The 9778-nt window shown below is 48.1% G+C and carries 9 protein-coding genes; 3 read left to right on the top strand and 6 right to left on the bottom strand.

Features of this window, described 5'->3' with window-relative positions:
• Positions 1-225: 225 nt before the first annotated feature.
• Positions 226-753 carry a cupin domain-containing protein gene (locus IC21_RS04595; protein WP_230090533.1) on the bottom strand — a complete coding sequence of 176 codons (528 nt, stop codon included), beginning with the start codon at positions 751-753 and terminating at the stop codon, positions 226-228.
• 230 nt (positions 754-983) lie between these two features.
• Between IC21_RS04595 and IC21_RS04590 the strand changes: the two genes are divergently transcribed.
• Both IC21_RS04590 and IC21_RS04585 read left to right on the top strand, forming a co-directional pair.
• Positions 984-1898 carry a helix-turn-helix domain-containing protein gene (locus IC21_RS04590; RefSeq protein WP_019722038.1) on the top strand — a complete coding sequence of 305 codons (915 nt, stop codon included), beginning with the start codon at positions 984-986 and terminating at the stop codon, positions 1896-1898.
• A 112-nt stretch (positions 1899-2010) separates the two neighbouring features.
• Positions 2011-3075, top strand: a complete 1065-nt coding sequence (locus IC21_RS04585) for a C45 family autoproteolytic acyltransferase/hydrolase (protein ID WP_029141382.1) — start codon at positions 2011-2013, stop codon at positions 3073-3075.
• A gap of 260 nt (positions 3076-3335) precedes the next feature.
• On the opposite strand, the gene IC21_RS04575 is transcribed toward IC21_RS04585, so the two are convergent.
• Complete coding sequence (locus IC21_RS04575; RefSeq protein WP_029143052.1) at positions 3336-3974, bottom strand: KinB-signaling pathway activation protein; 639 nt, start codon at positions 3972-3974, stop codon at positions 3336-3338.
• A 239-nt stretch (positions 3975-4213) separates the two neighbouring features.
• Here IC21_RS04575 and gerD point away from each other — a divergent pair, with 239 nt between their 5' ends.
• Positions 4214-4768 (top strand): spore germination lipoprotein GerD, encoded by a 555-nt coding sequence (gerD, locus tag IC21_RS04570; protein ID WP_013858117.1) that lies wholly within the window; start codon positions 4214-4216, stop codon positions 4766-4768.
• 879 nt (positions 4769-5647) lie between these two features.
• On the opposite strand, the gene salA is transcribed toward gerD, so the two are convergent.
• The 4 genes from salA to IC21_RS04545 form a co-directional block, all read right to left on the bottom strand.
• Positions 5648-6700, bottom strand: a complete 1053-nt coding sequence (gene salA / locus IC21_RS04560; RefSeq protein WP_013858116.1) for an iron-sulfur carrier protein/transcriptional regulator SalA — start codon at positions 6698-6700, stop codon at positions 5648-5650.
• Positions 6701-6795: 95 nt separating this feature from the next.
• The gene (gene cwlD, locus IC21_RS04555; RefSeq protein ID WP_017554024.1) at positions 6796-7509 is read right to left on the bottom strand and encodes an N-acetylmuramoyl-L-alanine amidase CwlD; all 714 of its coding nucleotides are present in this window, start codon (positions 7507-7509) and stop codon (positions 6796-6798) included.
• A 91-nt stretch (positions 7510-7600) separates the two neighbouring features.
• Positions 7601-8044, bottom strand: a complete 444-nt coding sequence (locus IC21_RS04550) for a YbaK family protein (RefSeq protein ID WP_019722042.1) — start codon at positions 8042-8044, stop codon at positions 7601-7603.
• A gap of 118 nt (positions 8045-8162) precedes the next feature.
• Positions 8163-9644 (bottom strand): amino acid permease, encoded by a 1482-nt coding sequence (locus IC21_RS04545; protein ID WP_029141988.1) that lies wholly within the window; start codon positions 9642-9644, stop codon positions 8163-8165.
• Between the last annotated feature and the right edge of the window lie 134 nt (positions 9645-9778).

Below are 9778 nucleotides of genomic sequence, written 5' to 3'. Positions count from 1 at the left end.
CAAGTCTTTTTTTGTTTATGCACAAAAATTTAGTGCAGGACTCTGCATTTTTCCTTTGCAAAGCTCTGCACTTTTATTTTGCCATACACAGTAGGCTATAATATTTTGCTATTTATTATACGGAAAATGAATTTTGTCCAGCGTTTGAATACCTTCGTTACAGGAGTGATTCCCCATAAAATATGGGGATTACTAATTTGTATTAGGGTTATCAGTCAAAAATTATTAATAGTGATTTTCTGAAGCCATGGCAATTGCCTTTGTCTCATGAACAGTACCATATGGATGTTGAGGTGGTGCATAAATGGAGTATAATTTTATTGGTTTATTACCTGTGTTCGTTAGATTATGCCATGTTCCTGCGGGTATCACGATTACATAGTCGTCATATACATTGGCTTGAAAATCGTATATTCCTTTATTTTTCCCCATTTGAACAAGTCCTTGACCATCTTCAATACGGAGGAACTGATCCAATGTTGGGTGGATTTCCAATCCGATATCTTCTCCAACACCAATATTCATTAAAGTAACCTGCAAATGATTTCCCGTCCATAAAGCTATGCGGAAATTGTTATTCTTCTTGGCGGCCTGTTCAATATTAATTACAAATGGCTGCGGCCCGAAATCCTTTAATATATTGCCTCTATTATAAGGATTTTCATTATCGCCCAAATTATTGTTCCAGTTATAATAATGGGGATTCCAGTCGTTACACCACCATGTACAGATTTCCAGTGAAATTGGGAATATTAGAAAGCCCGCTTTTCACTTCAACCTTTATCATTACTGATGCGCCGTTCTCTCCTTAAATCACAGAATCATTTAAATATATAGTAATTTCCTGGAATTCCTTTGAAGATGATATGTTAGAAGCAATTGTAGCCAATCTGGTTCCATACGGGCCAACAAAAGTTGTACAAAAAATGTAAAGCGGGTTTGCGCGATTGTATTGCATAATGAAAGGGGAAGGGGGCGTTACAATGGAAATTCTGGATAAAACACAGCAGGTCATTGATATGCTTGAAGCAGATATCATGCATCCAGATTATGAAAAAATCGCAAAAATTACGGGGATTCCTTTGGGGCTTTACCAACGCATTTTTACGTATATCTGCAATATTTCATTGGCTGGATATGTACGCAAACGAAAACTCACGCTGGCGGCTGAGATGCTGCTTTCTAAAAGGAAAAATGTAACAGAAACAGCAATGGAGTGCGGCTATGAGAGCAGTTCCGCCTTTTCAAGGGCGTTCAAGGAACAATTTTCAGTGCCGCCTGCCATGATTACCGGTGACATTTATCAAGAAAAAGCTTTTCCGCCGCTTTCCTTTAAAGACAATGACACCTATTACGTGATGAAAGGAAGAAGAATGATGGCAGAACTGGTAAAAATCGAATACATGACGGCAGAAGACGTGCTCCTGATCGGCATCAGCAATCAAGATTTTGGCGTCACCACCAGCGACCTGTGGGAAGTTTTTTGGGAACGGGGATTTGACAAAAAGCTTCATGAACTTCATGAATACAGCGTAGGCATGGAAGACTGCATCGGCCTCGGTTATATGACCGATTTTGCAAACGACTCCGGGCTTGGCGAAACGTATATCATCGGCAAGTATTTTAAAACAGGAACCCCGGTCCCTGAAGGCATGACGGGGAAAATCATCAAAGGCGGAACCATTGCAAAAGCACAGATTGGCGCAAAGAACCTTGACGATATCATCAGCAACGCATTTATCCTCATTTCCGACATGGTACAAAAAAACGGCTATACACTTGACTATGAACATTTCTACTGGGTGGAATTTTACACGGTCAGCCGTTTCTGCAACCCGCTTGAAAACGGCGCCAAACAGGTCATTCTTGATTTTCAAATGCCATGCAGGAAAATATGATAATGGAACTGAAAATCGTTGCGGCTGACCCGCTTGGGGAAGGAAAGAAACAGAATGTGTTAAAATGAATGGTGTGAATATGATCCCAATGGGTTTGCAGGTGAATTGAAAGATGAAGCAAATTTTCAGCACGGTGGTCCAATTTCGCGGATCACATGAAAAATTCGGTTATATGCAGGGGCTTGCATTAAAAGAATCACTTTCTGTCCAAAACCGCGACAATCAATGGAAAGTCAGAAAACCGCGGTTTGTCATCGACCTGAACGAAACGAAAGACGCCATCACCCGCTTTGCACCCGGAATCTGGGAAGAGTTGCGCGGATTGCAAGAAGCGCTGGAATGGCCGATGGAAAAAGTTTTGCAGGAATTTGGCGGCTACCGGGTGGACTGTGCAAAATCAGGCTGCTCGATTTTAACAGGCGATGGCTATCTTATCCGCAACTATGATTACCATCCAAAAACCTATGAAGGCCGCTATGTCCTGTACCAGCCAAGCGATCAGGGATACGCGATTGCCGGGCCGAGCCAGCGCGTCACCGGGCGGATGGACGGCATGAATGAAAAAGGGCTCGCCATCGGCTATACGTTTATCCATCGAAAAAGTCCCGGCGACGGGTTTATTTGCTGCATGATTGGCAGGCTGCTATTGGAATCATGCGCAAATATTGACGAAGCCGTTGCCCTATTAAAAGAAATTCCGCACCGCCATTCATTCAGCTATGTAGTTTACGATAAAAGCGGGGAAAACCGGATTGTCGAAGCATCTCCGCGCGCGGTCGCCGTGCGGAACGGAAACACTTGCACCAATCATTTTGAAACCCTCGGCAAAGAAAACCGGCATCATCTCAACGATTCGATGCGCAGAACCGCCATTTTGGAACAGGAAAAAGGGCATCTGTCCAGCGCCCGGGATGCGTTTCAATTATTAAACAGCCGGGAAAAAGGCGTTTTTTCAGAATTATACAGCAGCTGGGCAGGCACGATTCATACTTCCGCTTACCTGCCGAAGCAAATGGAAGCCTGGTTCGCTTTAGGCGGGGACTGCGAGCCGGTGAAAATCGACTTTGATAAATGGCTGTCAGGAGAAGACTTGCCCATTGAAAAGATCACCGGCGAAGTGGATACGGATATTCCCTTCCTCCATATGGACAAAGGGGCCGACTGGTTTCGAAAATAATCAAAATAGCGGCCATGGCAGCAGGAATCCTTGCCGGAAAAATCGCTCCGGCTGCGAAAATGGAATCATCAGGCGCCCTGGGTCGTATGGAGCAAAAACCATGGACTCTTTTTTTCATGGGCCGCCAGCATTGGAAGCGTTCCCACTGTATCGTGTATATTGTACTCCAGCTGGGAAAATTTTATTTATGCGTTTACTGTCCAATTGGCAGAGGAACGAGAAAGCACGGCAAAAACCGGATACCCAATCAGGTTCCGGTTTTAATTTGCCGTCTTTTCTTCTGAGATCTTGCGCAATGCTACCTTTTCCTCCTTTTCCCTTTGGGAGCGCTTTAAAAAATACGGAAGCGCAAGCAGCTGATAAGCATTGCAGATGAGAAGCGGGAAAAGCATAAGATAAAGCGAGGTTATGCTATTGGCACGCAAAGACGGCACCCATTCGAGAATGGTCACTGCCACCATGAAAAAGAAGGCAGGAATAAAAGTCCTTGCACTTTTCGCCTGCTTTGTCTTAGCAGCTGCCGCCGCGAGCGCGGACACAAGGATCAGTGCCGCAAACAGCAAGGACTGGCGGGTATCCGCGCGGAAGTACACAAAATCGAACAGTACATAACAGGCTGCTACGAGCTGAACGGCCTGCCAAACAAGCCGCGAACGGAAAATATCAAGCCCGAGCTGGTGCACGGTTAACCAGGCGAAGAAACCGACCTGGCTGACAAGACTGAAAATCAAGCCCAACCCCGCAAACCAGAAAAACGCGCCGGCGATGGATAAAAGATCCGCCCGCGCAAAATAAGGTGCCATTTCCGGCCAGCGTACGAAAAACCCGAGAATCTCGGCTGACACCCCTCCGATTGCAAGAGCGGCAAAAAAGAAACGAACCCAGTTCCGGCTTGTCAATCCCCATCCCCCTTTGCCATTAAAGTACCTCTATTGTAACAGAGAATAATTAGAAAAATCCAGCACATCACGCCGGCTTTTCCCAAATGTACCGTTTTACCAATACGCACGATGAAGCCGGTTTTTGCAGACCTGCCTTAGCGGGAAAAACTTCCACTGCTTTTAAGCCTCCCCGCCGGGCGCATAATCCGAAAAGAACTTCACATATTAAAGATAGAATGAAGAAGGGAGCCAAAAGCATGAAACCAAGAACCGTTTTGCTCCTGATCAGCCTTTGCGCTGCCCTTACAGCCTGCTCGGGCGAGGCTTCAACAGGCGGGCAAGCGGATTATAACCAGACGAAAAAAATGGTCATTGACATATTGAAAACCGATGAAGGAAAAAAAGCGCTGCAGGACGTGATCACAAGCGATGGAATGAAAAAGAATTTGGTCATTGACAAGGCGTACATGAAAGAAGCGATCGAACAAACATTAACTTCCGATAAAGGCAAGGCTTTTTGGAGAGAGGCCATGCAGGATCCGAAATTTGCCGCCGCGGTTGCAGACAGCATGAAAACCGAAAACAAAGCGCTGTTGAAAAGTTTGATGAAGGATCCGGATTACCAGGCGATGATGATCGATATTTTAAAAGACCCGGCTTACGAAAAAGAAGTACAAACGATGCTAAAAAGCAAAGAAATGCGGAAAACCATGCAGGGTGTTGTCATTGATACGTTTAATGACCCGGCTTTTAAAGCGAAAATGGAAGACAGTTTACTGAAGGCAGCCAAAGCAATGAATGAGAAAAAGTAGCGGCGGGGCGGGTTCCGCCGCATTTTCTTATCATGGAAAAAATAAAGTTGAAACCAGTGGCGGCCGTTTGTCCATTTAGCAGGGCCTAATTGGACATTTCAACCCGCCCTGCCTGCTCTTTTGTCCTTCATCCCGCTTATGAAGGACATTTCAACCTGCAACTCGCAACCTTTTGTCCTTCATCCCGCTTATGAAGGACATTTCAACCTGCGGCTCGCTGCCTTTTGTCCTTCATCCCGCTTATGAAGGACATTTCAACCTGCAGCTCGCTGCCTTTTGTCCTTCATCCCGGTTATGAAGGACATTTCAACCTGCGGCTCGCCACCTTTTGTCCTTCATCCCGGTTATGACGGACATTTCAACCTGCGGCTCGCCACCTTTTGTCCTTCATCCCGCTTATGAAGGGCATTTCAACCTGCAGCTCGCTGCCTTTTGTCCTTCATCCCGGTTATGACGGACATCTCAACCTGCCCCGCCTGCTCTTTTGTCCAATTAGCCATCCTATCGGGACAAAACACACCGCCGACACCGATCTTTTGTCTATCCTGAAAATATACGCCGGCTGGTTTTCATTCTTCTGCTGGTGCCGCTGTTCTGCGGCATGGGCGTTCATTGGATCCCCTATTGAGACAAAACACACGGCCAGCCCAATTGGACACACCTTTCCAAATGCCGCTTCCATTCCTATGGGGACAGAGGCCGCCTGTTTTCCTTTCATTATGAAAAAGACGGCAAGGCACTCACAAGAGAAGTGTCTTGCCGTCTTTTTTCGGCAGCCTTGCGGAGGGGCGGGCTTTTCACGAAGTGGATGCTCCGCCGAAAATTCCTCCTCTGTTTCCGGCTGCTTCAAAACTGCGGGTTTTTCGCGAAAGGAAAGCTTCACTTTTTCAATTTGTCCACAATCTTTTGGGCAATCTCCCTGTAAATCTGCCCGAGCCGGTGGTCTTCGGCATAAATGGACGGCGCGAAATCATGTTCATTCCAGTCCGGCTGCTGGAGCGGGAGCTGGCCGAGCACTTCGGTCCGCAATTCTTCGGCAAGTTTTTCCCCGCCGCCGCGGCCAAATACATACTCGCGTTCGCCGGTCACCTTGCTTTCAAAATAAGCCATATTTTCAATGACACCGAGCAAATTGTGTTCCGTCCGGAGTGCCATCGCGCCGGCCCTTGCCGCAACAAAAGCCGCAGTCGGATGCGGGGTCGTCACGATAATCTCATTGCAGCGCGGCAGCATCGAATGGATATCGAGCGCCACATCCCCGGTGCCCGGCGGCAAGTCCAGCAGCAAATAATCGAGGTCGCCCCATTCTACTTCATGGAAGAAATTGTTCAGCATTTTGCCAAGCATCGGCCCGCGCCAGATAACCGGCGCATTGTCTTCTACAAAAAAACCCATCGAAATGACCTTGACCCCGAACCGTTCCACCGGGATAATTCTTTCGCCGCGGACAACTGGACGCTGCATAATGCCCATCATGTCCGGCACGCTGAACCCGTAAATATCGGCATCAATCAGGCCGACCTTTTTCCCGAGGCGGGCGAGTGCAACCGCCAAATTGACGGAAACGGTCGATTTCCCAACGCCGCCCTTGCCGCTTGCAATGGCGATGAATTCCGTTTTGGCGGAGCCGAGCGGATTTTTGTTGTCTTCCTGCAACAAATCGCGGAACCGGCCGAGCGTCTCTTTCGGCAGTTCGCCGAAGCGGATGCCGACTGTGTTCGCGCCGATCCCCTTCAATGCTTTCACAATGGCCATCTGCAGCTGCAGCTGTTCGCTTGTGCCGGTTTTGGCAATCGCCACTTTGACACTGACATGCTGGATCTCTTCTTTGATTTTGATTTCGAGGATCCCTTTTGTTTCTTCCAGCGTTTTATGTAAAAAAGGATCTTCAAACCCTTTTAACACGTCGTAAACCTGTTGTTCCGTCAACATTTTCTACACCATCCTTAAAATGAAGTCGTTTCCAGCTTGATTCCAGTATACCATACAATGGCAGTGTTTTGCGCTGGAACGGCTCCGGATGCTTGTCAGTTCTTTAAGTCCTTTTCTTTTGTAAAGTAGCGCATAATCCCTTCATAAATAGAAGCCGCCACCTTTGTCTGGTACGCATCGGATTTTAATTGCTCCCGCTCCCCGGGATTGGACAAAAACCCGATTTCCACAAGGCAGCCCGGTTTTTTCGCATGCTTCAGCAAATACACATTGGATAATGTTTTGGAAGCCCGGTTTGTATTTTCGAGATTCCGGACCAGCTCCGCCTGGATAAACGTGGCGATCCTTTTATTTTCAATCATGGTCGGGGCGTAAAAAGTCTGGGCGCCGTGCCACTGCGATTGCGGAATAGCGTTCAGATGGATGCTGATAAAAAGGTCCGCTTCCGACGCGTTGATCAGGGAAAGCCTTTTTCTTAAATCCTCCACTTTGCGGCGGCTGTAGCCCTTTGTCTCGTTATCAGCAAGGTCTGTGTCCGTTTCGCGCGTCATAATAACAAGCGCCCCCTGCTGCTGAAGATAGTCTTTGATTTTGCTCGCCACACTCAAGGCAACATCTTTTTCCAGCACTTCATCTCCCGTTGCCCCGCCATCCGGCCCCCCGTGCCCCGGATCCAAATAGATGATTTTCCCGGAAAGCGGCAGATTCCACGGGCGCCACGTATCTTTTTGGAAAAACTCAAACTGCACAAGTAAAAATAAAAGGGTGACACCAAGCAGAAACCCCGCAATTTTGATTTTCCGTTTCATCACAATCTCCCTCTCCCTGTCCTTACTGAAAAGTTATGGGACAAGGGAGGAAAATAGAACTGGAAAAAAGGGAGCCGCAAACGGGCATCCCCTAACGAAGCCGCAGTTTCCGCCTTTGTTCGCCTTTTTTAAAGCCGTAAGACCAAAAGTAGTCGGCAAACTGCTCGCATGTATAGTAAATGGACTCCTGCATCGTATCATTGCCGAATGTCCAATAAAGCCAAAAATTATACAGCGTATCTGTAATATGCTTTAATTCGGTTTCGCACCGTTTCTTTGCCTGCTCGGCTGGCTCTCCGTAATACCCGAACCGGCTGTAATGGCCGCCTAATAAATAGGCCTCAATGGCGACATCGTAACACCCTTCTTCGATCCCCTGCTCCATCCACGCTCCCCCGTTGATCCGGAACGAACCGAAATGGGACTGGAAGCTTTTCTTCAGCACTTCAACCGGCAGTTCGCGGAGCAAATTGCGTTCCGCTTTCATTTGCCTCTCCCGTCTTTTCGCAGACAGGGTGGTAATGACTTCATTCATCTCTACCCACTCCTTACCGGTATTGTACGCGGGTGTAGAGGCGTCGATACTTTATAATGATTTCCAAACAAGGAACCGATATCGCAACATGGGCGCGCGCTTTAAGCCAACACACCGCTCAGGGGCACGCATCCTTTTTTTCAGTATGCTCCGGCTTCTGGTCAAATCCCCGGTCATCAATCCGGCATGCCTCAAGCGGGATGACTTTTGTCCGCTTTACGAGCTTGTAGCCGAGCCACATGATGGCAAAAAGCGGGATGCCGAGATACGCGGCAATGGCGCTCATCCAGTCGATACGACCGCCGAGGAATGCCTGATAATCCTGCGCAAGAATGACGATCACGCCGACAATCAGCGCAAAAATTGGGCCGAACGGGTACCATTTCGCATGGTAAGGGAGGTCGTCAAGTGAACGTCCCTGTGCGAGATACGCTTTCCGGAAACGGTAATGGCTGGCGGCAATCCCGAGCCAGAAAATAAAGCCCGTGACGCCCGCTGCATTCAACAGCCAGATATAAATGGCGCCGTCCCCGAATGCGGATGCGAGAAATGCAAGCGCGCCGACAATGGTCGTGGCAACAAGGGCTGCGACCGGCACGCCGCGTTTGTTCAGTTTGCCGAAAAACTTCGGCGCCTGGCCTTCATGGGCCATTGCATACAAAATCCTTGTTGAAGCATACAGGCTCGAGTTTCCCGCCGACAGCACAGCCGTTAAAATGACCGCATTCATTAGGGATGCAGCAAACGCAAGCCCCGCTTTTTTAAAGACAAGTGTAAACGGGCTCACCATTACATCCGTACTTTGCAAACTTTTTGTCGTATAAGGGATAATCAGCCCGATGACAAGAATTGCAAGGACATAAAATAACAAAATGCGCCAGAAAATGCTTTTGATTGCTTTCGGGACGTTTTTGCGCGGATTCTCGCTTTCTCCAGCTGCAACGCCGACAATTTCCGTCCCCTGGAATGAAAATCCGGCTGTAATGAACACGCCAAGTACGGCAAGCGCACCACCGTGGAAAGGCGCATCCCCGATTGTAAAGTTTTTAAAGCCGGCCGGTGCCCCGCCCAATATGCCAAATATCATGCATAAGCCGGTAACAATAAAAAGGATAATGGTCGCCACTTTGACAAAGGAAAACCAGTACTCTCCTTCGCCATAGCCTCTCACGGACAAAATGTTCAAAAGAAAAATCACGAGCAAAAACAGGCCGCTCCACAACCAGCTGGGGCTGTGCGGAAACCAAAATTTCATGACCAGCGTCGATGCCGACAGTTCCGCTGCAAGACAAATGGCCCAGCTGTACCAGTAATTCCAGCCGAGCGCAAAACCGAGCGCCGGATCAATAAAGCGGGTTGCATACGTACTGAATGCCCCGCTTGTCGGCATGAATGAAGCCAGTTCCCCGAGGCTTGTCATAATAAAATAGACCATCACACCGATAACCAAATAGGCAAGCAGCGCTCCCCCCGGGCCCGCCTGGTAAATCGCGGCGCCGCTTCCGAGAAAAAGCCCGGTCCCGATCGAGCCGCCGAGTGATATCATGGTCAGATGTCGTGCCTTTAAACGCCGTTTCAGGCCGGATTTTTGTGTTGCCATCGTATGTTCATCTCCATTTATCTATCATACGCATCTGGTTAAAATAAATCACAACGTCCATACCATAGCACAAAAAATTCCGGATGAAAACAGGATTTTGCATATTTCCAGCATTTTGTTGCATAATCTTACAT

Source organism: Heyndrickxia coagulans DSM 1 = ATCC 7050, from assembly GCF_000290615.1.
Taxonomy (GTDB): Bacteria; Bacillota; Bacilli; order Bacillales; family Bacillaceae_C; genus Weizmannia; species Weizmannia coagulans.
The sequence above is the reverse complement of the archived record's forward strand: the minus strand, read 5'-3'. Positions and strand labels throughout refer to the sequence as shown.